24 protein-coding genes and 1 pseudogene are annotated in these 25829 nt (G+C 34.4%); 23 read left to right on the top strand and 2 right to left on the bottom strand.

Annotation, left to right across the window (positions count from 1 at the left end):
• The first annotated feature begins 1027 nt into the window (after window positions 1-1027).
• The 8 genes from HMPREF2877_RS01595 to HMPREF2877_RS01560 all read left to right on the top strand — a co-directional run bounded on the left by HMPREF2877_RS01595 (window position 1028) and on the right by HMPREF2877_RS01560 (window position 12074).
• Window positions 1028-1858, top strand: coding sequence for a ParA family protein (locus HMPREF2877_RS01595; protein WP_070578356.1), 831 nt, complete (start codon window positions 1028-1030; stop codon window positions 1856-1858).
• Window positions 1842-2366, top strand: a complete 525-nt coding sequence (locus HMPREF2877_RS01590; protein ID WP_070578353.1) for a hypothetical protein — start codon at window positions 1842-1844, stop codon at window positions 2364-2366. Before HMPREF2877_RS01595 ends, HMPREF2877_RS01590 begins: the two co-directional genes overlap by 17 nt.
• A gap of 664 nt (window positions 2367-3030) precedes the next feature.
• The gene (locus HMPREF2877_RS01585) at window positions 3031-4494 is read left to right on the top strand and encodes a replication initiation protein (protein ID WP_070578350.1); all 1464 of its coding nucleotides are present in this window, start codon (window positions 3031-3033) and stop codon (window positions 4492-4494) included.
• 191 nt (window positions 4495-4685) lie between these two features.
• Window positions 4686-5669, top strand: a complete 984-nt coding sequence (locus HMPREF2877_RS01580) for a tyrosine-type recombinase/integrase (RefSeq protein WP_070578346.1) — start codon at window positions 4686-4688, stop codon at window positions 5667-5669.
• A 118-nt stretch (window positions 5670-5787) separates the two neighbouring features.
• Window positions 5788-6693: a DNA/RNA non-specific endonuclease gene (locus HMPREF2877_RS01575; RefSeq protein WP_002892507.1), complete on the top strand. Its 906-nt coding sequence runs from the start codon at window positions 5788-5790 to the stop codon at window positions 6691-6693.
• A gap of 436 nt (window positions 6694-7129) precedes the next feature.
• A complete protein-coding gene (locus HMPREF2877_RS01570; protein WP_070578343.1) occupies window positions 7130-8461 on the top strand; it encodes a hypothetical protein in 1332 nt (443 codons plus the stop codon).
• Window positions 8462-8535: 74 nt separating this feature from the next.
• The gene (locus HMPREF2877_RS01565; protein WP_070578340.1) at window positions 8536-9024 is read left to right on the top strand and encodes a hypothetical protein; all 489 of its coding nucleotides are present in this window, start codon (window positions 8536-8538) and stop codon (window positions 9022-9024) included.
• A gap of 11 nt (window positions 9025-9035) precedes the next feature.
• The gene (locus tag HMPREF2877_RS01560) at window positions 9036-12074 is read left to right on the top strand and encodes a type IV secretory system conjugative DNA transfer family protein (RefSeq protein ID WP_070578337.1); all 3039 of its coding nucleotides are present in this window, start codon (window positions 9036-9038) and stop codon (window positions 12072-12074) included.
• 39 nt (window positions 12075-12113) lie between these two features.
• Here the strand turns inward: HMPREF2877_RS01560 and HMPREF2877_RS01555 are convergent, their stop codons facing one another.
• A complete protein-coding gene (locus HMPREF2877_RS01555) occupies window positions 12114-12422 on the bottom strand; it encodes a hypothetical protein (protein ID WP_070578334.1) in 309 nt (102 codons plus the stop codon).
• 540 nt (window positions 12423-12962) lie between these two features.
• Here HMPREF2877_RS01555 and HMPREF2877_RS01550 point away from each other — a divergent pair.
• From HMPREF2877_RS01550 to HMPREF2877_RS01510, 8 genes are all read left to right on the top strand, one after another.
• Entirely contained in the window at window positions 12963-14231 is a 1269-nt protein-coding gene (locus tag HMPREF2877_RS01550; RefSeq protein WP_256262911.1) for a replication-relaxation family protein, read from the top strand.
• 17 nt (window positions 14232-14248) lie between these two features.
• Window positions 14249-14611: a hypothetical protein gene (locus HMPREF2877_RS01545; protein WP_070578331.1), complete on the top strand. Its 363-nt coding sequence runs from the start codon at window positions 14249-14251 to the stop codon at window positions 14609-14611.
• 140 nt (window positions 14612-14751) lie between these two features.
• Window positions 14752-15549: a thioredoxin family protein gene (locus tag HMPREF2877_RS01540; RefSeq protein ID WP_070578328.1), complete on the top strand. Its 798-nt coding sequence runs from the start codon at window positions 14752-14754 to the stop codon at window positions 15547-15549.
• Window positions 15549-16181 (top strand): hypothetical protein, encoded by a 633-nt coding sequence (locus HMPREF2877_RS01535; protein ID WP_070578325.1) that lies wholly within the window; start codon window positions 15549-15551, stop codon window positions 16179-16181. The genes HMPREF2877_RS01540 and HMPREF2877_RS01535 overlap by 1 nt, the downstream gene beginning before the upstream one ends.
• Window positions 16175-16867 (top strand): hypothetical protein, encoded by a 693-nt coding sequence (locus HMPREF2877_RS01530; RefSeq protein WP_070578322.1) that lies wholly within the window; start codon window positions 16175-16177, stop codon window positions 16865-16867. Before HMPREF2877_RS01535 ends, HMPREF2877_RS01530 begins: the two co-directional genes overlap by 7 nt.
• Window positions 16868-17824: 957 nt before the next feature.
• Window positions 17825-18769, top strand: a complete 945-nt coding sequence (locus tag HMPREF2877_RS01525; RefSeq protein WP_070578318.1) for a hypothetical protein — start codon at window positions 17825-17827, stop codon at window positions 18767-18769.
• Window positions 18770-18998: 229 nt separating this feature from the next.
• Complete coding sequence (locus HMPREF2877_RS01515) at window positions 18999-19571, top strand: hypothetical protein (RefSeq protein ID WP_070578312.1); 573 nt, start codon at window positions 18999-19001, stop codon at window positions 19569-19571.
• Between the two features lie 18 nt (window positions 19572-19589).
• A complete protein-coding gene (locus HMPREF2877_RS01510; RefSeq protein ID WP_070578309.1) occupies window positions 19590-20369 on the top strand; it encodes a SprT family zinc-dependent metalloprotease in 780 nt (259 codons plus the stop codon).
• Window positions 20370-20478: 109 nt separating this feature from the next.
• On the opposite strand, the gene HMPREF2877_RS01505 is transcribed toward HMPREF2877_RS01510, so the two are convergent.
• Window positions 20479-20829, bottom strand: a complete 351-nt coding sequence (locus HMPREF2877_RS01505) for a hypothetical protein (protein WP_070578305.1) — start codon at window positions 20827-20829, stop codon at window positions 20479-20481.
• A 558-nt stretch (window positions 20830-21387) separates the two neighbouring features.
• Between HMPREF2877_RS01505 and HMPREF2877_RS01500 the strand changes: the two genes are divergently transcribed.
• The 7 genes and pseudogenes from HMPREF2877_RS01500 to HMPREF2877_RS01470 form a co-directional block, all read left to right on the top strand.
• On the top strand, window positions 21388-21639 hold the full coding sequence (locus HMPREF2877_RS01500; RefSeq protein ID WP_070578302.1) for a hypothetical protein: 252 nt from the start codon (window positions 21388-21390) through the stop codon (window positions 21637-21639).
• Between the two features lie 24 nt (window positions 21640-21663).
• Window positions 21664-21933, top strand: coding sequence for a hypothetical protein (locus HMPREF2877_RS01495; RefSeq protein WP_070578299.1), 270 nt, complete (start codon window positions 21664-21666; stop codon window positions 21931-21933).
• Window positions 21914-22450 (top strand): helix-turn-helix domain-containing protein, encoded by a 537-nt coding sequence (locus HMPREF2877_RS01490; RefSeq protein ID WP_070578295.1) that lies wholly within the window; start codon window positions 21914-21916, stop codon window positions 22448-22450. The genes HMPREF2877_RS01495 and HMPREF2877_RS01490 overlap by 20 nt, the downstream gene beginning before the upstream one ends.
• Before the next feature lie 51 nt (window positions 22451-22501).
• On the top strand, window positions 22502-22924 hold the full coding sequence (locus HMPREF2877_RS01485) for a hypothetical protein (protein WP_070578292.1): 423 nt from the start codon (window positions 22502-22504) through the stop codon (window positions 22922-22924).
• Window positions 22925-22946: 22 nt separating this feature from the next.
• The gene (locus HMPREF2877_RS01480; protein ID WP_256262910.1) at window positions 22947-23246 is read left to right on the top strand and encodes a hypothetical protein; all 300 of its coding nucleotides are present in this window, start codon (window positions 22947-22949) and stop codon (window positions 23244-23246) included.
• A 115-nt stretch (window positions 23247-23361) separates the two neighbouring features.
• Complete coding sequence (locus tag HMPREF2877_RS01475) at window positions 23362-24654, top strand: hypothetical protein (RefSeq protein ID WP_070578286.1); 1293 nt, start codon at window positions 23362-23364, stop codon at window positions 24652-24654.
• A 978-nt stretch (window positions 24655-25632) separates the two neighbouring features.
• Window positions 25633-25829, top strand: a pseudogene (locus tag HMPREF2877_RS01470) (hypothetical protein); the annotation flags it as partial.

Raw genomic sequence — 25829 nt, 5'->3', positions numbered from 1 at the left:
AACCAGTAATGACATCTCCTCCTCCATGTTTCTTCTTTTCTCTAGTCACGTGACCAAAGGCTCACCATTTGAGGTGGTGAAAATATAAATATAATTATTTATGTCTTTAGTATAGCAAAGAGCTACTAACATTACAAGTTTATCGTTATTCGAAATTATAACTATATATACTATTTTTCATTACATTACATACTATACATAGTCTATAGTTTACAACACATTATGTATAGTTCACCAATCGTAATAAGCGAAGTGTCAAACATCATAAAGGAATACAAGATACATTGTTAAACTATGTATCTTGTATCGTAAACAACATAGAACAACATTTATACTAATTTTAAATATAACTCAATAAGAACATGATCATATATAGTTCTTTAATGTATCGTACAATATATATCTTGTATTATCTACTATATACGATAACAGATAGTACTATACAATATTCACATTACATAATGTATCGTGTAATGTATTATAGTACAACTATTCTTATTTAGTATATTAAGGGAATGGATGAAAGATATACGATATAATACTTAGCAATATATCTTTTAACGATATATCTTACATCGTCTATATCTCACTAAAAAAGTGCAATTTCTTTTTTACACTACACTATATATAGTGATGTTATGTATAGTGTAATGTGTAATGCTTGAAGGAAACTTGAATATAGTAATATATCCTATCTATCGTTACCATATGTATCTTATATGTCTATAAGATACATCGTTTATTTTATATAATGTATCGTGTTTTATTCTTGTCTAGTTTTGATATGTCATATGCTTTCTTTTGAAATAGTATATTGTAAACGATACACTATGTATTAGCTAATGCGTAATACGCTGATTATCAATAATCTATTATAAGCTATACATATTGTATCTTGTATTATTTACGATATATCTTACATAATACTTGCTATTAGATTTCTATATGGTATACTTTAAATAGTTAATTATATGTATCGTTTTGTTATACATAGTGTATCGTACATAATGGATTGAAAGGAGTTTCTATGGTTGCAAATACAGTCATAATGATGGACGAGAAAGGAGGGGCCTCAAAAACAACTTTAAGTGCATTACTGGCTCAAGCTCTAGGAGACGCTGGCTATAAAACTTGTGCAGGAGATCTTGATGGTCAATGCAATCTTACTACAGCGGCAGGAGTAAACGAAGACGAACATAAAGGAATTTATGATGTACTAAAAAAAGAAGTAGAAGTAGCTGATGCCATTGTGCCAGTTGACGGTTATGATTTGCTTCCTGGAAGTAAGCTTATGAAAAACTGGGAGAGTGAAGCATCAGGACTAAAAGATAGAGATTTTCGTTTAAGAAATGTTGTACAAGATATCAATGACTACTACGATTTTGTACTTTTTGATACACCTCCTTTTTTTGGTGTTTCTACAACAAGTACTCTTTTTACAAATTCGAAAGTTTTCGTTCTTATTCCTACAACACCTGATAAGTTTGGTGTTGAAGGGGTAAAAGATACAATCGAAGATATTGAAGCTGTTCAAGAAGGGTTCTCTTTCTTTGGAATTGATATTGTTATAGCTGGAATCGTTATAACACAGGTTGATAAAGGGCCGGGCTTTGGTAAAAAATCAATTAAACAAATCAAAGCAAGAGAAGCAGTAGCAGAACTTGAAGAAATTGCTGAAGAGCATAATACCAAGGTTTTTGACCAATACTTGTTTAATAATAAACAATACAAAGATATGATTGCTAATCAAGCAAATGTTTTCACAAATAGTGGCTATAGCATCCCTAAAAAACAAATCACAAATGTTATGAACGAACTAATTAAGACGATTGGAGAACACAATGGCGAAAAAGCTTAATACAATCCAACAAAGAAATTTTAATAACCTTTTAACGGCTGTTGAATCAAATGACCGAACAACAGCTAAAGAATTATTTGAACGCTTTTTTAAAGGGAAAGAAATTGAAGAAGTAGTAATTGATAAACTTAAGGAAAAGTATGATATTGCTTATCTAACTGAAGAAAGTGTAGAACCAAAAAAAGCTGCTGTTGCACCTAAAAAAGTAAACGATGTCACTCAGAAAAAAGAAAAAAATAAACTTCCTACGAAACTGGAACCAGCTAAAACAGTGGAAGAAAAATCACGTGCAAATCTCAATATGACACAATTATCAATGTCACGTTTTTCTGCATTAAGAGCTGTTTTAAACAAAAAAGACCTTAAAGGAGAAAATGGCAATTATCCTAAACGCGGTGGATCTGATAAACTATTCACTGAAATGTTAGACCATGTGTACCAACTTCTAGACCCAGAACAAAAGGAATTGTTTAACACATTGGTAGAAACTGAGATGAGTTTTAAGTAGGAAAACTTTATTTTATATCATACAAAAGTGTAGGTATTTCTACACTTTTTCTTTTTTATATTAGTTGTAACTTTTTTTTAAGAACTTTTTATGATTTAATGGTTTCAATTATGATTAAGAACATTTAGTAATAATAGTTTAAATAGTATTAAGTAGTATTAAGTGGTTAATAATAGTAACTAAGTAGTTAATTATAGTTTAAGTAGTAGAACTCCTGAAACCCTTGTTATTACTGAGCTAAGCCTACCTTTAACATATAAAACTGTATGTATATCCTACAAATTGGTAGGTATATCATATAACTTTGCATGAAAGTCACACAAAGTTGTATGTTAAGTCTACAAAAATGTATGTATGTCATATAAAATTGCAGGCGTGTCCTACAAAACGGTATGTATGTCCTATAAAGTTGTATGTTAAGTCTACAAAAATGCATGTATGTCATATAAAATTGCAGGCATATCCTACAAAATGGTTGTAAATTTAAAAAAATACTATGAAAATCAGAATATTAGTGATATAATGTCATACAAAAGGGTTGTAAATTAATATATTTATACCCTGTCACATATTGCAGTGAGTAATTAGCTTATAGTAAAATAATTACTTTTATTTAAAATACAACCAAAATGTATGATGAATGAACTAAGAGAGGTAGAAGCATTTGGTAGAGAATAGAGAGTTCAGAGAAATCATCAAATATGATAATAAGTTTACCCAAATGTTCCAACTTGGCGACCTTTCTCCTCTTCAAGAAAATATGATTTACTCTATATTTGGTGAGTTGCGAGATGTTTATGATGAAAACGAAGCAGCAATATTTTCTTATTCGAGTCTGGCAATGCTAGCAGGTAATACATTTTACAGTTCTAGGGAACAAAAAATTGTTCCTAGGACTGGTAAGCGATTTGAAACTACAGTTGAGGAACTAGAGGAAAGAATGACTAAAATTGTATATCGACATCCCGAAAAGGTTGTCGATGGTAAGGTTGTCTCTTACACCTCCATCCCACTGTTCAAGACCTTTAGAGTAGACCACGAAAATAAACTCATTAAAATCCACCTGTCTGATGCGGAATATACTGAATATGATGAAGTAACTACAGAAGATGGAGCAAAAGTAAAAGTAGCGGTCAGGCGTACAGTTAAAGACCTTTTTAACAACCCAGAGTGGGGTAAAAAAGCTAAGTACATTCAGTATGGACGTGACTACCATAACCTATTGAAGAGTAAGTATTCTAAACGATTATTTAGACATCTAGCAGACTGGCGTAAAACAGGTTTTGTAAAAGATACAGCTGAAGAACTAGAGCAAGAAGTTTTGATCTTGGATAGTCCAAGTTTACTTCGTTCGAAAGGTACTAAGCTGCAGCAAGCAATGGATGAAATCAATACGCTATTAGTTGATGAGCATGGCCTTCCTGTAATACAAGATTTGACAGTAGAGCGAATCAAAAAAGGAAAATCAATTACCCACTATATATTTAGGTTTAAACCGTTCGATGACGATTTGAGACGTATTGTTGCAACAAACGATAAAGTCATTACCTTTGAGAAGAAGAAGGAGTTAGACTTCAAACGTAAGATGGCTATCGTGATGGAGAAATTCTACACAGTTTTTCCTAAAGGGAGCAAGGCTGACAACTACAATAATAAAAATCAACTCAAACGTTGGCTTGAAACAATGGACCATGAACTAGTTATTGAGGCGTTGGAAAGAACAGGAAGTGATGCAAACCGTACTTTCGGTTGGACAAGAACGTTGCTCAATAAATGGGAAGTAGCAGGGTACACAAAACTTTCAGATTTGAGAGATAGTCATCCAACTAATAAGGATAATCGTCCTTCAAATGTTCCAGACTGGTCTGAGCCAAACTATGAAAATGGAACGGATGAAAAAGACCGTTTAGGACTAGTAGTAGTAGCAGTTAAATCAGCAATTAAAATAGAACTCTCAAAGACGCCTGACGAAGATAACAAGGCGGATATTAAACATTTAGCAGAGAAACTGTTGCAAGAGAAGCTGTGGGAACTTAAAGATAAAGGTTTAGAGTCACTGTCTGATAGCCACTTTGAAGAGACAAGAGAACAACTCTTGACTGAGATACTTGATTATTTTAAAGTATAACTTCAGATGTATTTTTGTAGATAGATTATATATATAATAGCGATACACGATGTATCGCTATTTTGTTTTAGAGATTTTTTATACTAGTTAAATCTAAAATCAACATGCAATCTTGTATGATATAATAGGTTTAAAAATAAGTAGTGGTAAACCTGTAGTTAATTGCTATCATTATTGAGAGGAGGAGAATTATGTCAAAACAGAAAGATAAATATCTAGCACTCAGAAGGCAATTACCAGATATTATAGATGAGTATATATCTTACCTTCAAGTAGATGTCGAAGAGTCTTCTCCCAAAATGGTTGAACGTTTGTCAGTGATCCAGAAATTTTTAAATAGCTATGCAATTACGATTGATAAAGAGGGTGCCTCCCTATCATTGACAGACTTAGAAAAATTACCACGAGAATTTGTTCAAAATTATTTGGCAAATTTACGTCTGAAACCAGCAGGGAAAAGATTCATACTCTATACTTTAGCAGCTTTTTGGAGTTTCCTTACGAATACCTCTTTTACAGTTGAGAGAGGTATGCCTTTATTTTATCGTAACGTTTTTGATGAATGGAAGATTGTTTATAAAGAGAGTTACCATAACATTATATATTCGGAATCAAAGAAGAATACTATTTTGTATACGCAGCAAGAGCTAGAAAGCTTGCTTGATTTCATGGCAAACAGTTACGTTACAACTCTACCAACTCAGAAAAAGGCTGATAATTGGGAAAAGGAGAAAGAGCGAAATATTGCTATATTTGCGATCATAATTGGTACTGGAGCAAGTACTCAAGAAGTTGTAAACTTGACAGTTAGGGATATTGATATGCGTAAAAAAGGAATTTGGGTTGTTAGGAACAACGAGAAACAGTTTATTCGTTTTCTTCCTTTCACAATTCCTTACATTGCTCCATTTGTTAAGGAACGACGTGGACGCTGGGACTTAGACCCTTCTATACCATCATTATTTTTAACTATGTTGAAAAAGCCTATGGGAAGAAATACAATAGGTCATTTGGCAAAGAACATTGGACATGCTTATGGTAAGGCAATTGCTCCTAGTATTTTAAAAGACAGCCACGCCTCTATTGTTTATAAAGAGACAGGTGATATTAAGAAAGTTGCTGAAATACAAGGATATAGTTTAGATAAGAATCACCTTATAAGATTTATTGATTGATAGTATGAACTTATCTCCAGATTAGTCAAAAGGCCACTTAAGGTCTTTTTTATGTCACTGGGTTACGAATAGTGACTCTTAAGTCTATAATGAATTTATAGAGAATTAAGGAGGTCTTATGCTTAGAAAAAACAATGAAAAAAGAGGTTGTCTTGGCAGTCTGATTTGGATACCGATAGCTATTGTTGTTATGTTTTGTATAGCTGGATATGGTATGTCCCAAGGAATTAATGTACCTGGTATTTTATCTAGTGGCTTTAATGTTATTAGTAAAGGAGAGCATGCCAATTCAAGTGATGTCGGAAAATTATTTGGGAAATTTATTCCCAAGTCAGAATCTTCGGAAACAGGAAACAGTTCTTCTAAAACAAGTGGTGGAAAGTCTGATGCTTTTAACTATAGTCCATTGCCTTTTGAAAACCATAAGCTAATGGTCAATGGAGATTTGGATAGTCTTGGTAGAGCAACATATGGGCACATCAGACTAAAGTATTCGGATAAACCACAAGATGATAGGGAAAGTAAAATTAATGTTGATCCAGTCGGTTGGCATAACTATCGTTTCAAGTACGAAGATGAGTCTGGAAAAGTTAAAAAAGCATATCTGATGAATCGTGGCCATCTTATTGGTTATCAGTTTTCTGGATTGAATTCTGAAATCAAAAATCTAGTACCTATGACACGCTATTTGAATGCAGGAACGATGTCTGATAGTAAAACGGATGCTAATAATCCAAACGGTATGCTATACTATGAAAACGCACTAGCCAAATGGTTGAAGAAAAACCAAAATATGTATTTAGATTATTGTGTTGTTGCAAACTATACTGACAATGAGTTAGTACCTAGGACTGTAACGCTTTACTGGACATCCTTTGATGAAAATGGGACACAATATGGAGTTGAACTATCAGAAGCAGGATTAGCAACAAGTGATGGAAATGTGAGTTCGGTCACACTTCAGAACGTTTCAAAGAATGCTAACATTAACTATTTAGATGGTACAGCCACAAGTAATTACTAACATTGACTGTAGAATATTTTATGCTACAATAAGAATCAGCGTAAGCGTTTGAACAAAACAAAAAGGGGTTATAACCTCTTTTATTTTCTGTTGATATAATGGATTTTTAAAGATATCTCTTGATTTGTTACTCTCTAGCCTTGCATTGATATCAAAAATCTATATAATAATAATTAAAACAGAGCCAGAAGAAAGGGTGAGAATTATGTTTATGATCATGGTTCTATTACTTACATTAGCGAGTTTCTTATATGTTACCATCGGTATCGCCAAGAAAATCTTTTCAATTTTCGCCTTAATTACACCAATTGTAGTCTTGGGTGTTGGGCTTTTTATCGCAATGAGTTAACAAAAGTCAAGGGGGGTCACTATCTTACAGGTAGTGACCTTTTTTGTTATGCTTTTAATGTCAAAAAAGACATTAAAGGAGAAAAATATGAAAGCACTTAAACTTATAAGAGAGGACGGTTATGAAAACGTCCATTATGCTAGTTTAGGGGAGCAAAAATTTAAAACATTGGTTGTTGCAGATAGGAAAGATGAACAAGAACAATGGTTTGAGCAACCAGAAATTGAATGTGTTCCAGAAGAAGTTTCAGATATCATTCGAAACTATACACTCCCATATATTGATCTTGGAAATACTGAAGATGAGTATTTGTTAGAACAAGCAACTAATAAGGTTGTATCAGTTGTGGTAGAAAATGTGCTTGAAACACAGCCATTTATTCCTAGAAATAGAAATGGTCGCCCTATCGGTGAAGGTGTAGCTTTCTGCGATATGTTAGTAGGGCGTATCCAAAATGGAGAACTTGCTGGAACAGCAGTTTATATTAAACAAACTGAATCTGGCTTCCGCCAGCCAAAAGATTTCTTTAAAATGGTTGGACGGATTTTTCCTTGTAAATTAACTGAAATCCATATCCAAACTATCGACAATTATAAACTCACAATCAATAACCCATCAAACTATGTTGTTGAAGGTAGTATTGAGTTAGCTGAGTGGTTAACTAATTATCAACTTCTTCAGCAAATTGAAAAGAATAAAGATAACTCTTCACGTAATCGAGATAGAAAAAATATCTTAGAGCGTACTCATGAAGGTATTGTATCAGCCGTTATTAACAATGGTAGCAATGCAGGTATCATGGTAATGACCAAAAAATTACAAACGGTATTCATTCCTAAACATAGGGTAAGTTATGAGTGTGATTCTTCTTTTGTTAACCTAGACGAAGTAGTATCAGTTTTTGATAGGGTGGAATTTAAGATTACTGGAGCTAATACCCAAAAGCCAAGTCCAAATCAAAGAGAACGTCACATTATCCATGACTATATTCGTATCGAGGGAGATATGAAAGTTCTCGAAGAAGCACCTCAAGATGCTTTGATTGAGATGATTGATGATAAGAAAGTCATAGGACGATTGTTTAAAGTGCGATTTATCAGTTTTGATCCACAAAGTCTACATACAGTAGAGTTGGTTGACTTTCCAGGAATCAAAATTAAAATGAAGGACTCGGGTTCTTTAAATCGGGTTCCTTTTAAGCAAGGAGATGAAATTTCAGTTGTCATACTAGATGCTCATTATCGCTGGGTAGACGCAAATAGCAGGGGGCGTCGAGTGGCTAAAAAAACTGAAGAAGTGAGCAGTAATTCACAGAATACGGAAGAGAAAAAATGTCTGTTTCGTATCAAATCACGTTTCAATAGTTTCTATCCAAATCGTGTGAACAGTAAAATCTTATCAACATTTTTTACTAGTTGAGTCGCATATAGTTCCCTCTGAAATGGGAACTTTTTGTTTACGTTCGGAACAGAAAAATTAAACAAGGAGGGGCAATGAACCATCACAATATCAATGCTATTGTCTATTATCTGATAGTCTTTATTCGGTATGTCTTACCTATTACCTTGGTCTTCATCGGTATCGGTAGGTGGAGTTATGCTAAATCTATCAATAATCCAGAGAAACAAATCATGGGAGTAAATTTTGCCTTAAAATCAATTTTATTCTTATATATCGTTACATTTATCCCTATTTTCATTATCTATGGACTCGCAATGATATCAAAGGGAGGCACACATAGTGGTGATTTCTCTATGATTAGTTTCGTAGAAGTCTTTACCCTAATAGAAATTCTAGCAGTTGGGATATTACCTGCATATGGTTTCATACAAGGATACATATATCACTATCAATGGTTGATTACAGAAGGTAAGAAAACAACGAGTCTACCTCGACGAAATCTATTCATTAGACTTGGAATAATAAGTCCGATTGCTATTGTCGTATTTATGGAATTCTTGAAAAAAATGTTTGCTTACTAGAGAGGTACTTTATGCGGAAGATCTTGAAATTATTTTTTAATCGTTATTATACAAATGGTAAGCGAACTATAGATATCTTACTGTTTTGTTGGCGAAAATATATTGATTGGGTATATCATATATCTTTTGGATTATTTGCTTTCAATATTATTATGTTTATCTTAAGATGGCGTTTACCTAATTGGGTATTTATATCTTTATTTATATTTTTGTTCGTTAATATGGCTTTAGTTTTATACATTGGTGTATGGCACAGTAATGTTACAAGTCGTCAAATTTTCGTGCTATTTGAAAAATATGATACCTTAAAACGAGCAGAACGAAAGAAGATTATTGGTAAGTATGCTATAAGAGCAGCACTAGCAGCAGTACTTATATCTTCTGGATTATATGTACTAACAATCAATAATTTTATCTTATCCCTCATCAATCGTATGTATGATGTAGCAGATAATTATCTCAAATATATGCCCTGGTCAATACCAAATGGAAGTCAGACAGGTATTGTTTTAAGTTATCATACTCTCAAACCTATAATAGGAGCAGACTGGTTCAACAGTTTATTATTGTTGACTCCGATAGGAGTAATTGGTCTTATTTTTTATAATAGTTATGCAACTGGAATTGCTGAAAAAACCTACGAGAAATTGGTTGAGCAATGGCTAGGAGGACGTTACTTCCAAGACAGTGTATTAAGTAATATTGTTCATAATCAAGATGAAAAAGGTCAAGCGAATTTGGTTATGGGGCTTAACTCTAAAACTGGAGAGCAAGTGATTTTACATGCTAATGAGAGGACTTATCATACTATTATCTTTGGTTTGATTGGTACTGGTAAATCGGCAACGATTCTGATTCCAGCAATGCTACAGGATATGGAAAATATGAAATACTATCTATTATCCTATCGTAAGTATTTGACGAAAGTAGATGACGAACTGGAAGAAGAATTCTTTAACACAGAGTTTGAACGGAAGAAAAAAAGACGTGAATTGTTGGAACGGTGGTATAACAATGGTTATGCTGCAGAGCTTACAAATGGTATTTATATGACTGAGCCATCAGGTTCGATGTATGGCACAATTGTTAAGTACGCTCATAAAATGGGCTTCCCTGATGAAATGATTTGGACTCTAGATCCTACTAACCCAGGAACTGGTGCAATTAATATTTTGGATGGAGATACTACTCAGGTAAAAGGGGCTGTTCGAGACTTATTTAAACGATTTAGTGATCCAAGTGGGACTGGTTCTTCTTTCTTTCTTAACCAAGAAGGACAACTTACTGATAATATCATTACGGTCATTAAAGAGGTTGCGTTGATACCAGATGCCCCAATAAATTATATGTTAAAAGGTAAGTCTCCAACACTAACGGAATTCTCAAATATGTTACGTTCTAGCGATTGGATTGAAGCTTATATTGCCGTTTTTGAACAATTACTGAATCGAAAGAAAAGGCTTTTTGAAGAAACGCTGAAAAAGCATGAAGCGTTCTTAAAGCAGGAAAAAGAAAAGTGGTTAGAGGAATCAGAGTACAATCGTGAACACGAACAACTCTTTGATACTATCCTTAGACCAGAGAATGTTCATGAAGCTATAAACGCCTTTAATGATGAAAGAAATAAACTTGAAAACCTCCAAAGTTCTTATGATTATTTCATCAATGCTCATCAATTAAATTCGTACACAGAGGAATATTATTATACCTTTGATGCTAACGTGTCTGGTCTAAAAGCAGTTATTGATGACCTATCATCTTCACCAGAAATACGTCGTGTATTTTTCTCTCAAAGTACCAAAGATTTAGATATTGTTTTAAAAACAGGTGGAATGATTTTGGTCAATTCTGCTAAAGGTGTTCTTGGTAAAGAAAAGTCTCGAATGGTAGCACAGATGGTAACATTGGTTATGCAAAATGCTGCTCAAAGACGTCTTCCAGATAAGTCTCCTTTCTTTGCTTTTTATGAAGATGAAAAGAATGGTTACTTGATGCCAGGTAATGATAGTAACTTCCTAGATGAGTCTCGTAAGTTCCATGTTCCAGTTATGCATGCTTACCAACATGACGAACAAATTAGGGATTCTATTGGCGAATCTGGGGCTGATGCAATCAAGATGTCTTATCGTAATGCCTTTACCTTCCAACAAACCTCAACAAAGGTTGTAGAGTTTATTAATCTTCGTTCAGGAGGGAAACATTACGCTCTTAAAGAAACCAAACGTGCAGCAAACGATGATCTCTTAGCAGGAAATCAAGGGAACTCAAGTGCAACTTCAGAGGAAGTAGTAGAAGAAGATAACTTCACTGCTAGAGATGCAAATAACCTAGAGAAATTCCAAGTTGGTGGTGTTATCGTCAGTGATGATGAAGTCTCAAATATGATTTATTTGACAACATCTCCGCATTTTGAAATGGATATTTCAAAGGACTCTTTTGTCTCACATACACCTTTCAATAAGGTTTATGGGCTCGGAGAGGAAGAACCGGAAATTGCAAAAGCATACAAGTTGTGGAGAGCAGAAGTGATAGAATATTATGCTCAAAAAGAGTCTGAAAGCCACCTCTATGAAAGTGATTTTACTGAAGAAGAATGGCAAGCAATTATGGATGTTAAGGTGCCAAATGTTGATAGTAATGTAAATGATACAGTTGGTAAAAAAGATGATTCCCCATCAGTTAAAAGAACAATATTAGTCAACGAGAGTATAACAGAACATAGAGAAAGTACTTCAATTAGTGAAGAGGTAACAGAGGATATTGAGCAAAAAGAGGAGGTCAATAACTCAGAAATTCCACCAGTTGTTGAAGAAAAACAAACTGTAACTAGCAAAAATGATATTGGTGAGTTGAAGGATAAAGAGATAACTCAAAGAGTGATCCTAGCTCCATCATCTACACCCGAAACAGTCGATACTCAAAATATTCAAGCCCCTAATCAAGAGTTTGAATTACCTCAAGAGCTGTCTCGTGTAGCTCGTGAGAAAGCAACTAAAACTTTAAAAAGTAATGTAGGACAAATGGATATTGATGAGGAAGAGGGGTTTTAGATAACATAAAAAGCAACGGAAATTTCCGTTGCTTTTGTTCTAATTTTGAGAGTCATTATACGTTTCTTTATTAGTCTTCTCAGAATCCTTTCTTGCTTTTTCTTCTGCTCTTTTTCTCTTAATTTCCTCTTTTACCTCTTTGACCTTATTTTGTGTTTCAACAACTAAATCATCAATAGATATATCTGGATTTTCTAGCTTTTTCAATTCGAAATAGACTTGGCCTAGTTTATCTGTTTGTGATTTTTGATAGGCTTTAAGTTGCTCTGTAGCTTCTCTCTTTTGTTGTTCTAAAGCTTCAAGTTCCTTAATAAAATCTGATTCAGTTTTTTTGTTTTTTCCTGCCATGATTTGCTCCTTAATTATTAATTATATCTAATAGTATAGAGCAAGAATATTAAAAGTCAACCCATGTCACTCCCTTGAAAATAATCTATTCTAGGGTATACTGAACACTATAGCGACCCATTATAAATGAATCCTAATTGTAGTTATTAAGTGCTTAAAACCCCATAAAAACGGTTGTTACGAATGTTATGTAATAACCAGATTTTATGAATGAAAGTACAGAGAGAACAAAAGTCTAAGAGTTTACTGTATTTATAGGGTTGACGACTAATATTAGAAACTCGTAAATCATAAATGAGTAAATAGTGGCAACTATATAGCTAGAATAACCTATGTTTTTTAGGGATTATCGTTATAAAAATAAACTACGACGTTATGAATGAGAGGAGATGAAAGTATCAATCAGCATTTTACGGGTACAAAGGAATGCTTGAGCAGGTCTATATCAAAGGCTAAGCATGACTTGAAAAATAATATCTATACTCTTCGAAAAAAGACCAGACTATATACCCTATTGATTGACTATTTTAGGACTACAAAATGCAAGATATAAAAAATAGAGATTTTACCTCACTTATTTCAAATAAAAAAAATAAAATTCATTACACTCAGAGAAATAAAATAGCTACTTATTTTGTTTCAAAAAATCAAAATACCTCACTGTCGTTTTCAGAAGAGGAGCTTATCATCTTTTATCATTTACTAAGGTTTGGTTATTTTGATAAGGAAATCATAGACCTCATTTATACTGCAGTAACTCGTAAATCAAAAACCCCTAATTCATGGTTTTACCGTCTTGTTGGAAAGGTGAATCATCCTATTTCAGCATGTTCGGATGCTAGAAGCGGTAAGAGAAAAATATATTATCTGAACAAAGGTTTTAGTACCTGGTTGCTTACTATGATTAAGGGGATTGATAAAATACGTTTACTAACGACAACGACAGAATATGATAGGTCAGTATATAGCATTGTCAGTAATAATCTTCTAGGAGGGAAACCTCAAACTGTAAATATTCATGATCTAGAGACCAGACGATTAGTTGCTAAAATCTTAAACAAGCTTTTTTTAAAAAACCAAGACAAGTCTGTTTATGACCTAAACATACAAGTCGTATTTCCCATTAGTCGGGTTAATCTTTTAATGGTTCCTGATGCTGTTGTATTTGTGAACGATAACCCTTTTTTTATTGAGTATGACCGAGCAACAGAACGTCAAACAATTCTACTTTCTAAAATATTTGGTTACGCAGAAGAACCAGCATTCGAAAATTCTAGTTTTTTTTTCGTTTTCGAGAATAGCCGTAAAGATAATACGCAAGTATCTAAACGTTTAATGAACTTTTTGGAATATGTAAATGAGGTTGAGGTTGAAGGTGTGACTGGACATGACATGTTAAAGCGTAAAAGTATTTCTTTGTTCAGTCAAACCACTACAAATGCTTCTGACGTTATTGTCGAAATCATTCAAGAAAAGATGTTTTCAAATCATAAAGATTGGTGTGATTGCGAGGCTTATGATTTTTCTGAACTGCAGAAAATAGATTATCTCGTTAAGGAGATATCAGAACCTTTGTATGATGATAAATTCCAGTTATCAGCTGTTGTTGAAACTGACTCATGGGAATTGAAAGAGTACCCTATGATACCTATGGCATATATCAAAAATGACTTGATTCCACACTTAACTAGTCTCTATGAAGAATTCTCAATAGAGTATGAACATATGATCATTGTATTTCCAAAAGAAGTTCTACCAGAAAAAATCAAACTCCCTTTTGATGATTATTTCATTATTGTTTATAGATAGAGTAAAGGAGTTTGTGAATGGATTATTTGGAATACTTAGGAAGAAAACTTGTATGGTTAGTTGTTTCGCTTGTAGTTGTAATCGTAGTAAAAAGACCAAGACTTTTGAAAGGATTGGCCCTAGTAAGTGATGAAGTTATCGGTAAAATCAACTACTTTATTTTCTTAACGATTGCTTGGCTAGTTCTTGTCACATATTTTATTTTGTACTTGTTTACGGTAGTTACTTTTTTCCTATCATGGCATTCGCTAACCCTGAATAATGTGCTGGAAGTGATTTTGCAAACCGTATTAATCATACCAACACTCTATACGTTATTTGTTTCACATAACGAGGTTATCAAGAAGGTTGATGAATTCTTATCAGCGAAAAAAGAATAAGTCACGCGCAGCAACTGCAACATATAATCATTTTCTCAACTATTTAAAAATATGTAAGAAAGTCACATGATAGTTTGAATTTGTTGTAAGTATCTGGTGTTGTTTTAAAGATAAAAAAGATTGAAAGGTAACGGTAATTAATGAAAATAAAAATTGAATCTGCTTGGAAAACCCTTTGTGATGCATTCCCCAAGTTAAAGGATAATCCTCTTTACAAGGGTTGGTATATTAGCTATGCGATCCTTGTGACGTTATCTATTTTGACGGTAGTTGTAGTGAACCATAGGGTTGTCTATGCATTTCCGTTTGATTGGATTGGTTTGCTTTTTGGAATTATCTTACCTTGGGTTCTTACGACCTTTTATATCGTATATCAAGGTGTGGACCATGCCCACCAGTTTACATCGACTAAAGTTGTTCTTGGGTTATTTATGTTACCTGTAATTCTGATTGGTTTTACCTCTAGTTATAAGAATGAATACAGTTATAGTAATCGTATGGTTACGACGGTTTTTGATCAGGAACTCACGCAACAAAGTTTCCACGCAACAAAGATTACATCAAACCAGCTTGATTATTTTAAAGAATATAATGTCATTTTTCCTTATAAGAAAAATACTGCTTCAGAGATATATGTGTTCTTTCGACCTGATTGCCCTTACTGTCAAAAATCAATTCCAGTACTCAATAAGAGCTTAACTGAAAAAGAACGAAACAAGATTATCTATGTTAATGTTCTTGACGAAAGTGGCAAGGATTTAGCTAAAGCTATGGGAGTAGAGAAAGCAGCAACAGCAGTTATCTATCATAAGGATAAGACTTCTGGTGGATGGTCCAAACGTATTGAACGAATGGCTGGAGGGAAGCATGAAGCACCTCGTCTTGATGAGGATGCTATCCATGATATTGTGTCAGTCGCAAAGGAGGAAACAAAATAATGTATTTATCAAAAAAAGATATTTCAGAATGGATTGCTAGCCTAAAAGTAGGTGACGAGGTTGCTATCCAAATAACACGAATGGATGGTGTCATAGTTTCTAGTGAGCGTGGTATTGTCGACAAGTGGTTAGGAAAGAGACTTATAGTTGTTAACGGAAAGCATTTTGTTCCTAGCACTGGTTTGAGACAAAGTAACGCTTTTGTCCCTGGTCAAAAGACAATCGTGGAACAACTTTTTCCTTTGGATGCTTTGCTTTTAGATGAGGAAGAACTTGCCAAAAGAGACACCATTATTCAAAAGTTGAAAGAGTCTGCAGAACTTCTAGAGCACGCGCAGACTTATTCTTCATTAGTCGTTTCTAGGGTTCTTCGTAAGCTATCAGTCCTAGACGTTGGTGATGTATATGATCTAAATGAACTACGTTCCTCTAGTAACACAGAAGACTTAGAAGATAGTGCTTTATTGGATAGACGGAAACTCTCAGAGAAGAAACGTTGTTTAAAGACTCTTGACCGTATGCTTGCCAATTTAAGTCAAGATAATACCTTGGGTGCTTTCAAGTTAATCTCTCTTTTGGGAGATGTAGCTTCTGAATTTACTGATGCTGAAAATGAGGTAAGTGAATGTTAGCCTATGTCATTATGTTTGTAGTTATGTTTACCATCAAGTGTGTTACTCTTACTTTTGGGAAGAATAAAGAGTCTACAGTAGTTAGTACTTTTCTGAGTGGCACGAATCAGATTTTTCTTAATACGATTGTCTGGTTTCTACGACTAACAGCCATGTTCCAGTTTTATCTTTTGGTGGTGGACAATAATCTAACTGTTATCCCTATAATTGTTGGTTTTATTCTACCTAATGTCTTGTTCTGGTTTAAGGGAATCAAAGCTTCTTTATCGGATTTGCTTGTGCGTTGGTTAAAATCATTTATTGGTCATAAGTATAGAACATGCCCATTTTGTCATGAATCACATTTATTCTTTCGATACACAGAAGACCGCACAGCTGCGTATTACTATCTCTTGACAGAAGATGATAGTCTTGTGGCCATTGGAGATTTTGATAATAGTGACCATCCTGCACGTTTCTTTTTAAGTAACGATGAATCACATTTTGATGAGCTGGTTGATACCATGCTACCTTATATGTTGCCTGGAATGGAAGAGGTGGTCTATGTAGGTGGGCGACAACAGCGATTGGCTAGAGAATTGTATTGTGTCGATTGCCAGGCACGTGTCAGTGAAGATAGTGGAGTACAATTTGGTGAAGTACTTTTAAGTGAGCATAGGCATGAAGATCATAAAGCTCTTGTTTAATTGATTACTAATAGTATACTCTAGCTATGTTGTGTTCGAAATTACAAAAAAAGAACTTAAATGCGTAGCTCCTGCTAGGTACACTATTTTCTTGCATTTCATGCAATTTTTTTTAGTTACTGACTAAATGTGAGAATGTATATTATCGACAAAATTTGGGGGAAATATTGGGGGTGGTGTGGCCGCTGCTATTAGCTTTGGAAGACATCAAAAACGTGCTAATGAAAGAGCTATTAGAGAGGCCCTAGAATTAGCAACAAAAGATAGAACTCAAAGAGAACAAGAATAAGAACGAATACATGTAAACACTAGCTATGCTGGTGTTTTTTTATACCCGTTTAAGTATCAAGAAATTTCAAGGAGTAAAGATTTTTACGAAATTTTTGCATCTTTTTCAGAGAAATAGATTAGCACGCGCGTGAGAAGTGTCTTTGTAACTTTTGAACACAACAAAAAACTAGGGCCATCGCCCTAGTTTTAAAGGAGGTTTGTTCGCATCTGGGTTTGTAGGAGATTATGATGCGAACTGGATTGGATTAGGAGTCTCTATTTCTATTAGGAGGATTAGAGACTGAAAGGATTAATTTTCGAGTGTAGTTTCATCGAACTACAAGAAAATTATAGCAGTTTATGAGAAAGGACACAATGGAGTTAGGGGGTGTCACACCCCCCATTATTAGAGAATAACTGACTTAAGGTGTAGTGGTATGTTTTATTGTGTGCTATCCTATAATTAGGTTAATAAATAACATAAACTATAGGTTAAGAGAATCCTAGCGAGGTGACAAATGGGTACATTAGTTACTGTGTAAATCACTTGGTGAAAACAGATTACTAGAGAACGAGAAGACATCCTAATCACAAAAAGTCTCTCTATATTTAGTTATATCTATTGTTTTAGTGACTAGGATAGACAATTCCCGCAAAGAAAGACGTTGTTTGAATGAAGGAGAAAAAATGTTTAAAAAAAGCAACTATGATTTTGAAATTTATAAAGAATTACGAAAATTAAATGAAACAATTAATAAGCGAGGAAACTTAGATGAAGACACTAACATCAAAAACAAATTAGAATTAGAGTATATTTTGGATAATGCAAGGAAGTATTATTCAGAAGAAATCGTTGGAGAAATTAGGTTCTCACCTGAAATAATTACCTTCTCTGATGAGAGTGGTTGTAAATATAGATTTTTAGTAGCTTTGGACGTTAAAGGTTTATATAGTAAGTCGAATTTAAAAATAAAAGGTTTCAATAGATTTACAAAAGAGTGGACTGTTGAGTTTGAAGGAAATGAATACTCCTTAGATAATTCAATGAGACTACTTAGACATTGTTACTTGATTGATCTTAACGAGTATCCAAGTGCTGAGGAAATTGTCAAGAAGAAGTCTATTTCCTTAGATTGTCTCTCTCAATCATTCCCCGAAATCATTTCAGCAGATAAGTTCGTTAATACTATGGCTCTATCTCATGGATGGAGATTTGGTCTGCAACAACAAAGGTATGAGGGAGCTGAACAGAATAAGGAATTAATGGATTTCGTAACAAAAGAAATATCCTTGCGTAAATGCTTCATCACATTTTCACCCACTGATGAGGAATTTGAGGAACTTCATTTCTTTATTGAGCTTCAGGATTGTTTAATGGGATCAGGAACTCCTGAAAGACTTGAACAATTGGGTTTTTACTCAATAGAGCCTGTCACTTTTATGGAAGAGTTTCCTTCAATTCCTAGATATCTATTGTTTGGTCGAAATGTTCGTGAAATTAAGGTTTTTGGTTATCCTCTGATTGAAAATGAGCTCACAAACAGTTATTTAAGTTTTATTAACAAACTACTATCGTTTTGTAGTGACACTATTGGCTCCCAGGCGTTTACTTACCAGCTAAATAAGGTATAGGTAAAGAGAATCCTAACGAGGTAATAATAGATGAGTAGGCTATTGGACTCTAAATATTCCAAAGCGGATAAAACCGTAACAATTTGTTTCATAATGACACTTAGCATAGCTGTGGGTATGATGACGTGGTCAATATTTACTCCAAAAGGACATCTCAAAGGCACTCAAGGGGACCTTAGTGCTATATATGAACCATATGTGCATCAACTAGAAAAGGGAGTTGAGAGAAATGAAAAAAGTCGTTAAAAATAGTATAGAATGGACGATTATAACGATAGCTTTGTGTATCTTAGTAGTGGTTTTAGCAGCAGCAACTAAAGGGATGGCTACTAATAGCAATACTCATTCATTCTTTCAAATGATAAGCGATAGTCTACCTAAAGATAACTCATTGATTAGAAAAGGGACACCATCTCAGTCTATTGTCAGTAGTTCATTGGGTATTCTAACGATCTTGCTAATTTATGTAGGAATGTTCTCGATTCATTTCTTATTAAAAAAATATGATTGGTCTTTAGAAAGATTAAACTGGTTTGTCATCCTTGCTGGAATCACTCTAGGCTTACTGTTAATGAATGTATTGGGCTTTATGACATTCAGCAATAACATTTTGATAAGATTATCGTTTAGTGTTTTAGCAGGGGGTAACTTTTACTTGCTGCTAAGACTGATTTTAGCTTTTCCATATTCATTTTTAAGGTTTCTTTCGGAGAAAAGGAATCAATTTCCTGAAGGGATAGCTACAAACAACAAAAAGGCAGATAAAAATTTTGCAAAAATTGCCGAATTAGAAGATTCATAGTTGAGAGGTGGTGCTTAAGTGAAGTTACATAAATATTTTAGTTTCTTTTTATTGGCAGGCAATATTTGGTCGTGGTTTGTCATCTTATCAGGAGTATCGAACAACAACATCGAAACAAGTGACTTTCTGCTATCTGCGAGCGTGATATTTGCTACTTACTTCTTCGGATTGTTTAAGTTGATTGGCGCATTAAAGCCATATCACGGAGAGCTGGTGCTAACTCACGCGCCCTCTCTAGGTCAAGCAGTTCTTAAATCAAACATCAAGCGAAATGTTTACATGACATACGAAGTTAAAGAGGATAGAGTTTCAGAAGACGATTGGAAAGCCTTTAAAGTAAAGCTGGAAGATTACGCCAAAAACTTTCTGGAGAAATATTATCCTACTGTAGTTGTTGACTTTGAGTCTAGATTGCTAGACCAAAAGCTAGACAACAATCTAAATGGACGACACACAGCCTTATACTCGTATTTTGGGGACCATGATAACTATATTTACTTATCTGATTGGCTGGTTCATGCTAGTATCTATTGTGATAATTTTTCAATCGTAGTACCTACGTTAAGTCACGAATTGGCTCATTATGCCTTGTTTAAATTGGGTAAAGGACACCGTGACGGACAAAACGACTTTGAAAATGAGCTGGAACGAATTGGCTTGCCATCAAACTATAATCGAAAGTTTATGGCTATACACGTTTCTAGGATTGAGGAGGACGGAAAGACGATAGCAAAAATATACATCAGCAAAAATGAGCAATCAAAGATTAGTTTAGGAATGGAAAAATTGGAAGTGTAAAGACGAGAGTTAATACAATAAGGAAACAAGAAGGCATCATAAGTGGTGTCTTTATTTTAAAATTTCTTTCTAGCAAAATAAAAAGCCCTCAGTAATGCTGAGGGTTGGTTTATAGTTTCATTTCTTCAATTAGTTTTATTCTTTGAACGAAATCTAACTTTTTAACTTTTTTAGCTAAATCAGAAGCACCATCTAATTCGGTATCGTCAATCTCTTCATGCAAATACTTGATGAAGAGTTTATCAATGTAAGAACCTTGAATAGTTACTCCCAAAATGTACTTTTCATTGACACTTAATTCTGGAGTATTCACCGAATCCAAAATCAGATAGTAACGATCCACTATCTGTCCCATTCGTTTACTGAAACTTTGCGGACGTTCTTTATTCTGTGTTTCGTTATAAACGTCAATAACTCCACCTTGCAAGTAGATTGATTTTTTTAATTCTTGTGCCATCATGTTCCTTTCCATTTTTAACCTAGAGGGAGAATTTCGTCTTACTAGGTTTACTTCATACATTTAGTTCCTCTATTGTAGCCTGATCTATAAGATGAAAGAGTTACGTTTCCAGACACGTTAACCCAACAGTTATGTTCCTTGTTATACTCGTAAGGATAACAAGTGATTTCAGAATTGTTACAGTCTTTGGTTATTCCGTAGATAACTTTCCCGTTTTCTACGAAAACACTTTTACCATAGACTACGTGCCAACCATCTTTAAGTTGTGTCATCTCAATTTACCTTTGAGAACTTCTTTCGCTCTCCCTTTCTATACCTTGATTATATTATATAAAAAGGTGCTACCTTTGTCAATACCTTAGGGAAGGTGTTATGGGGAGAATAATAGGTTCATTAGTCATGTTGCAAATAAATTTGGCAAAACAGAATATAAGGGAATGCGGAGGCATCACAAGTGGTGTCTTCTTGTTTATTTATAATGGATTTTACCCTTTATGTTGCCATAAGGCAACATATTTGATATAATAGACTTGTGAAATAAAGAGAGAGGTAAAATCTATGAATACCTATATAGAGAAATTACAAGAAGTTCAAGAGTATGCTTTTAATGTTTTGAGAGAATACCCTATTGATAAGACTGCAGCTAATGTAATTGCTGCACTTGCAAATGCTTCAAATAGAGAACGGATTGAACTGTTTAATCATTATCGTAATGAATCAGCGGAAAAAATATATTATGATTTACAAGCTAGTGGTACAGTAGAACGTTTACTTCACGTCATTGGGTTGCTGGACTATGTAAACAACTAATTAGTTGAAAGGGGTTTAAATATAATGAAGAAGAAGGATATTATTGCAGAAGCAAACAAAGACCACAACCCAATTTGGGCACTCATTCATATTCTAGAAAAACTAGGTAGAATAACGAACAAAGGATTTATATCTATTCGAAAACCAGCAGTTCCTATTTCTAAAACTCAGTATTTAGTTAATCACTCTGAAAATGAGATCATAATTGTTGAGAGAGAGGAAGCATATGGTCCGATTACTAATTACCTGTTATTGAAGTATGATTTGATAAAAAATGAAGTCGAAACAAGATAATAAAATAGCTGAGAAAAGACGAAAAGAAAGTTATCTAAAGTATAATCATAGTGAGAAAGGTCGAGCAACCAGAAAAAAATGGGTTGAATCAAACCAAGAGAGTCTGAGAAAGTCATCAGAAAAATATGCGAAAACTGAAAAAGGAAGGCAGGCATCTAGACGAGCTTATGACCGTTTAGCATTGATGATCAGGAGACAATATGCTTACCGCCTCAAACAACTAAGGATGGCTAGGGGAGTATCACAGTCTGAAGCTGCAAAAATGACAGGAATTGCAGTTAGGACTATTCAAAACTTAGAATGTGGTCGAAGTTATAGTGGCACAGAAGCACTTCAGCGTTATCTATTTGGTCTAGGATATGGTAATGAGGAAATTATGGATGTTCATCGTTTAAAATATCCAGTAGCGAAGATGCGTCAGTTGGTTTTAACTGAATTATCCGAACAAGAATTGAATGGCCTTGAAGAGTCCGAGCTATATCAGATTGTGATGTCTTGTATCAAAAAACTTAACTAGTACGACAGTAACAAAGCAGTTTTAGAGTTTTAAAAAGTGTGAGGTGATAGAATGAAGATCAATACGACAAGAGTAGAAATGGTTTTAATGAACAGAGCTATACCAGCTAATTATTTAGAAAAGGAACTGGGAATAAACCGTTCTACAATTACAAGAGTACGGAACGGTGAGAGAAAGCTTGAGAATCTAACGTTAGAGACGATTATGATAGTTCAGAAATGGATAGATGAGGGAAACTATCGCTTTAGTTATGATTATAGTGAGCTTATCGAAGACTTAGAAGAAGATATCGCTGAAGTTTTAACAGATGATTACCTATTTATTGTCCGAGGAGAGTATAATGAAGCTTTAGAAAAGTGTCCTATTATCGATTACTATTATAGTAAAGAAGAGATCGAAGATGGAGACTTGGCTGAAAAGGTATTGACAGAAGCGGTTCTGAATGAAATGAAACAGGACAATGCCATACTATGATATGTGAGGGACTATGGATAACATGGCAAAAAAGAACTGTTTAATCATTATTATATCTACTCTTCTGATTATCTTAGGCTGTTACTCATACTACCGTATATCTGAAGATGCTTACGTGGTTCGCACTTTTAGTAATGGACGCAAGCTTTATTATGATAAAAGAGGTGGCCATAATCCTTATTACCTGGAGGGAGAACCAGAAACAACATGGAGTAGTTCTGTAGTATTTGTAGATAATGATGAAGCACTCAAAGAACAGCAACTCCTTAGTCAGTTAAATGGTGAAGTCTTTGTAGATGTCAGAGATGGTTGGAGCAAATAGGGTTGCTACTATTTTTAGTGCTAGATAACTAGTAGCAATTCATTTGAGTATAAGTCAGATAGAGGTCTATATGGCTAATTAACAAGGATAAATTCTTAGAGAAAGGAATAGTAGAGTGTATACTTTAGAAATCCCTTTGAATACCAAAGGTTATGATGATTTTCTAGCCAAACGTTTTAAATATGGCTACAAGTTAAAACGAGCCGTAACAAATTGGATCAATTGCCAAGAACATCGTCGTGTTAGCTCAGAGGAATATAAGTCTTTGTCTCTACGTACTAAAGAGTTGGCAGAGTTAAAGGAAGCTATCTCTAAAGAGAAAGACAAGACAAAGCAACTCTCTATGAAGGAAACTCATAAGGAGCTTTCGACGACACTTAAAGCAGATTGGATAGCCTTAAATGATAGATTTGGTCTTAATAGTGGTAAATTTATCCGATATAAAGAATTAGGACAAGCAACTGCTATGTATGAAAGGTATGCAGAAGAAGGGATAATCCACTGGTCTACTATGGAAATTCTTAGTCAGACAGTTAAAGGGGCCTATCTTCAGCGTCGGAAGCAAGGAGAAAGTAGCAACCATGTATCAATTGGTCGCTTAACGAATTTTACGACTTTATGGTACCGTAAATGCAATAACAACGTGACTGATGAAGGGGTATTCTTTGAGACTGGGAAAGGCAGAAACGACAAGCTGTTTATCCCTTTTGCTTTTCGCCGAGAACAAGAGATTAAGGTTGCCTATGCACTAGAATTCCAAAAATTAGCGTTATATGCTCTTAAGCGAACTCTTGTTAAGGGAAATATTTGGAAATACAGTATTTTATTAGTCTTTGATGGTGTTCCTTATGGATTGGACCATGAGCTACCAAATAAAGGAAACGTGGAAATCAAGTTATCTGTTGAGCAGATGGCGATTACTGCTGCGCGTGATAATGAGACTATTGTTTATGATCTCTCCAATGATTTTGGGTATAGTAAACGGTTGGCGGACTTGGATAGAGCTATAGAAAGTAAGCGTCGAGCCTTAAACCCAGACAACTACGATGAAAATGGTGTTCCGAAAAAAGGGAAGAGAGCATGGGTGCAGGACTCAGCCTATAAGAAACTTCTAGACCAAAAACATTATATCTGGCATAAGGTAAAAAAAGCACGAAAGAACCGTTTTGGACGGATTGCTAATCAGATCTTGATGTTGGGTGATACCTTTACTCTTTATCAAGAGGACTTCAAATCCTTGCAATCCCGTAAGGATTATAACCCAGAAGAGATGTCTTGGTTTGACCAGCGTAAACAAAAAGGCTTTGAAATTATGTTTAATGCTCCATATGAATTTGTGGCTATTTTAGAGAATAAACTTTCTTTCAAAGACCTTAAACTGAACAAGATTAAACATAAGAAAAAGTGATATAGGGTTATTTGCTTGATTCCTTACCTCAAACGATAAATATGTTATAATAACTAAAAGGGTTTATTTAGGAACCTTCAAGGTAATTATGAATAACCTTGTAAATACCAGATAGCCTAACCGGAAGCCAAGGCAAGAAGGTCGGGAGCTGGTCCATGTCGAGGTTTTGTTATTGTTCTATTTGACATGGTACTAAAACTAAAGTATTAGCTCTTTTTAATTAAATTTAGTTTTGTTACCGTTCTATTTGACATGGCACTAAAACTTAGAGGAAGGTTAACCTTTAAAGTACAAGGTTTTGTTACTGTTCTATTTGACATGGAACTAAAACATAAACTGTATATCATGCACCTTTTAGGTGTTTTTTTATTTTACGGTAAGTCACTTTTATTCTTAGGTTGCTATTTTTTCATGTGTTTGCTATACTAAAGACATAAATTGTTTAATTTATATCTTTTTTTTCACCACCTCAAACGGTGAACCTTTGGTCACGTGACTAAAGAAAAGAGGAAACATGGAGGAGGAGATGTCATTACTGGTTCTGTCCCAGCAATAGGCATACCATGTTTTATAATGGGTTAAAAGGGAGCGTACTCGCTTTTAGCTATCAGTTAAGCCATCAGACAGAAGAAGAGGTTTGACGCTTTGAAACAGGTACGAGATATTTGCCTAATTGATTGAAAGGCTACAACAAACGTTATTAGCAATTAAGCATAACGAGAAGTTTTTCCTATGGTTTGCCATAGGCACGCGCATCCTTGTTTTTTGAGACAAGGCTTGCCGGCTTCTTTGTTATGCTTTTTTTGTTTTGAGTTTGGGTAGTTGGACAAAAAGAAAGGCGACATCTCGATGATTAGAGATGAGGAACAGGTGTTCCCAACTCTAATTTGTCGGCATACGGAGGAAAGGCTACGAATAGGTATTCGAGGCTTTCCAAGGTCACTTTACAACAACAATTTATTATTAAGGAGAAAGACAATGAGAAATTCTTTCAAAACAAGCTCTACTTATAGAGCAGCACGAAAACAACAAAAGACAGCATCAAAAAAAGTATTTTTTGATGCTGACGGCATGATGATCACTGCCTCAGAATGGGCTACTCTAGTTCTATCTGGGGAGGTAGACCCTAAGACCTCTTGGTCAAATGATCATGTTAAGGGGTATATCGATTATTT

This window comes from Streptococcus sp. HMSC072D03 (genome assembly GCF_001812855.1).
In the GTDB taxonomy this organism is placed as follows: Bacteria; Bacillota; Bacilli; order Lactobacillales; family Streptococcaceae; genus Streptococcus; species Streptococcus salivarius_D.
Note: the sequence above shows the minus strand (reverse complement) of the source record. Positions and strands in the feature narration are given on the sequence as shown.

Excerpts from the sequence above, each read along its gene's own strand:
- HMPREF2877_RS01595 (WP_070578356.1), top strand. The coding sequence starts at position 1,028 with ATGGTTGCAAATACAGTCATAATGATGGACGAGAAAGGAGGGGCCTCA.
- HMPREF2877_RS01590 (WP_070578353.1), top strand. The coding sequence starts at position 1,842 with ATGGCGAAAAAGCTTAATACAATCCAACAAAGAAATTTTAATAACCTT.
- HMPREF2877_RS01580 (WP_070578346.1), top strand. The coding sequence starts at position 4,686 with ATGTCAAAACAGAAAGATAAATATCTAGCACTCAGAAGGCAATTACCA.
- HMPREF2877_RS01575 (WP_002892507.1), top strand. The coding sequence starts at position 5,788 with ATGCTTAGAAAAAACAATGAAAAAAGAGGTTGTCTTGGCAGTCTGATT.
- HMPREF2877_RS01570 (WP_070578343.1), top strand. The coding sequence starts at position 7,130 with ATGAAAGCACTTAAACTTATAAGAGAGGACGGTTATGAAAACGTCCAT.
- HMPREF2877_RS01565 (WP_070578340.1), top strand. The coding sequence starts at position 8,536 with ATGAACCATCACAATATCAATGCTATTGTCTATTATCTGATAGTCTTT.
- HMPREF2877_RS01560 (WP_070578337.1), top strand. The coding sequence starts at position 9,036 with ATGCGGAAGATCTTGAAATTATTTTTTAATCGTTATTATACAAATGGT.
- HMPREF2877_RS01555 (WP_070578334.1), bottom strand. The coding sequence starts at position 12,422 with ATGGCAGGAAAAAACAAAAAAACTGAATCAGATTTTATTAAGGAACTT.
- HMPREF2877_RS01550 (WP_256262911.1), top strand. The coding sequence starts at position 12,963 with ATGCAAGATATAAAAAATAGAGATTTTACCTCACTTATTTCAAATAAA.
- HMPREF2877_RS01545 (WP_070578331.1), top strand. The coding sequence starts at position 14,249 with ATGGATTATTTGGAATACTTAGGAAGAAAACTTGTATGGTTAGTTGTT.
- HMPREF2877_RS01540 (WP_070578328.1), top strand. The coding sequence starts at position 14,752 with ATGAAAATAAAAATTGAATCTGCTTGGAAAACCCTTTGTGATGCATTC.
- HMPREF2877_RS01535 (WP_070578325.1), top strand. The coding sequence starts at position 15,549 with ATGTATTTATCAAAAAAAGATATTTCAGAATGGATTGCTAGCCTAAAA.
- HMPREF2877_RS01530 (WP_070578322.1), top strand. The coding sequence starts at position 16,175 with ATGTTAGCCTATGTCATTATGTTTGTAGTTATGTTTACCATCAAGTGT.
- HMPREF2877_RS01525 (WP_070578318.1), top strand. The coding sequence starts at position 17,825 with ATGTTTAAAAAAAGCAACTATGATTTTGAAATTTATAAAGAATTACGA.
- HMPREF2877_RS01515 (WP_070578312.1), top strand. The coding sequence starts at position 18,999 with ATGAAAAAAGTCGTTAAAAATAGTATAGAATGGACGATTATAACGATA.
- HMPREF2877_RS01505 (WP_070578305.1), bottom strand. The coding sequence starts at position 20,829 with ATGATGGCACAAGAATTAAAAAAATCAATCTACTTGCAAGGTGGAGTT.
- HMPREF2877_RS01500 (WP_070578302.1), top strand. The coding sequence starts at position 21,388 with ATGAATACCTATATAGAGAAATTACAAGAAGTTCAAGAGTATGCTTTT.
- HMPREF2877_RS01495 (WP_070578299.1), top strand. The coding sequence starts at position 21,664 with ATGAAGAAGAAGGATATTATTGCAGAAGCAAACAAAGACCACAACCCA.
- HMPREF2877_RS01490 (WP_070578295.1), top strand. The coding sequence starts at position 21,914 with ATGAAGTCGAAACAAGATAATAAAATAGCTGAGAAAAGACGAAAAGAA.
- HMPREF2877_RS01485 (WP_070578292.1), top strand. The coding sequence starts at position 22,502 with ATGAAGATCAATACGACAAGAGTAGAAATGGTTTTAATGAACAGAGCT.
- HMPREF2877_RS01480 (WP_256262910.1), top strand. The coding sequence starts at position 22,947 with ATGGCAAAAAAGAACTGTTTAATCATTATTATATCTACTCTTCTGATT.